The sequence below is a fragment of the Pseudomonas sp. Sample_14 genome, assembly GCF_004307515.1.
GTDB classification, from domain to species: domain Bacteria; phylum Pseudomonadota; class Gammaproteobacteria; order Pseudomonadales; family Pseudomonadaceae; genus Aquipseudomonas; species Aquipseudomonas atacamensis.
The window spans coordinates 1-1675 of sequence record NZ_RCOC01000016.1; the positions used below are offsets into that span (position 1 = coordinate 1).

The following is a 1675-nucleotide window of genomic DNA, read 5'->3' on the forward strand; positions in this document are numbered from 1 at the left end:
CCTGGCCAAAGGGGATGCGTGACGTGATCCGTTGGAAGCATGCAGCATTGCTGGCTCTGGCCCTTCTGGCCGCGGGTTGCAGCAGCAACAGCAAGAAAGAATTGCCACCGGCCGAATTGACCGACTTCAAAGAAGAAGTCGTTCTGCAGAAGCAGTGGAGCCGCTCGATCGGTGACGGTCAGGGCGAGACCTACAACATGCTGGTGCCGGCGATCGACGGTGACACCATCTACGCCGCTGATGTGACCGGTGTGGTAATGGCGCTGGATCGCAGCAACGGCGACGTGAAGTGGGACCAGGATCTGGAACTGCCTGTCTCCGGCGCCGTTGGCGTGGGTTACGGTCTGGTACTGATCGGTACCCTGCGTGGCGAAGTCGTCGCTCTGGACACCAGCAACGGTGAAGAGAAGTGGCGTGCCCGCGTCAACAGTGAAGTCCTCGCGCCGCCGGCCAACAATGGCGACGTGGTCGTTGTGCAGACCCAGGACGATCGTCTGATCGGTCTGGACGCTGCCACCGGCAACCAGCGCTGGGTGTATGACAGCACCCCGGCGGTCCTGACCCTGCGTGGCACCAGTGCTCCGCTGGTCACCAACCGTCTGGCGGTAGCTGGCCTGTCGACCGGTAAAGTGGTCGCGCTGGACATCTCCAACGGCGTGCCGGTGTGGGAACAACGCATCGCCATTCCACAGGGTCGTTCGGAACTGGAGCGCGTGGTCGACATCGACGGCGGTCTGCTGCTGTCCGGCGGCACGCTGTATGTGGCCAGTTATCAGGGTCGCGTTGCGGCACTGGACCTGGAAAGCGGTCGTCAACTGTGGCAGCGCGATGCGTCGAGCTACGCCGGTATCGCTCAAGGTTTCGGCAGCGTCTACGTGAGCCTGTCTTCGGGCACCGTTGAAGGCGTCGACGAGCGTTCCACCACCGCACTGTGGAGCAACGACTCGCTGGCTCGCCGTCAACTGTCGGCACCGGAAGTGTTCTCCAGCTACGTAGCTGTGGGTGACCTGGAAGGTTATCTGCATCTGCTGAGTCAGGTCGACGGTCGTTTCGTCGGCCGTGAGCGCATCGACAGCGACGGCCTGCGTGCCCGTCCGCTGGTGGTGGGCGACACGATTTATGTGTATGGCAACAGCGGCAAACTGGAAGCCCTGACCATCAAGTAACAACTATGCTTGGGGTTCATCCCCAAGCGGCCCTGCATCAGCAGGGTTTGCAGCGCCCCCGGGTGTTGCCCCGAGCACCAGCCGCTGCCTCGCAGCGGCTTTTGTATTTTCTGAAATAACGAAGTGGAGAGCCGCATGGTTCCCGTAATCGCCCTGGTGGGCCGACCGAACGTCGGCAAGTCCACCTTGTTCAACCGCCTGACCAGGACTCGTGACGCCATCGTCGGCGACCTGTCCGGTCTGACCCGTGATCGCCAGTACGGTGAGGCCAAGTGGCAAGGGCGTTCCTACATTCTGATCGACACCGGCGGTATCTCCGGTGACGAACATGGTATGGACGAAAAAATGGCCGAGCAGTCGCTGCTGGCCATCGAAGAAGCCGATGTGGTGCTGTTTCTGGTAGATGCCAAGGCCGGTTTTACCGCTGCCGACCAGATGATCGCCGAGCATTTGCGCAAACGTAACAAGCGTTCCCACGTGGTGGCCAACAAGGTCGACAACATCGACCC

The 1675-nt window shown here is 61.4% G+C and carries 2 protein-coding genes; both read left to right on the forward strand.

Annotation, left to right across the window (positions count from 1 at the left end; all coding sequences use genetic code 11):
* The first annotated feature begins 14 nt into the window (after positions 1-14).
* Positions 15-1166: an outer membrane protein assembly factor BamB gene (gene bamB / locus D8U61_RS03795; RefSeq protein WP_016773335.1), complete on the forward strand. Its 1152-nt coding sequence runs from the start codon at positions 15-17 to the stop codon at positions 1164-1166.
* Positions 1167-1301: 135 nt separating this feature from the next.
* A partial coding sequence (locus D8U61_RS03800; protein ID WP_130926437.1) for a GTPase occupies positions 1302-1675 on the forward strand: 374 nt, incomplete at its 3' end.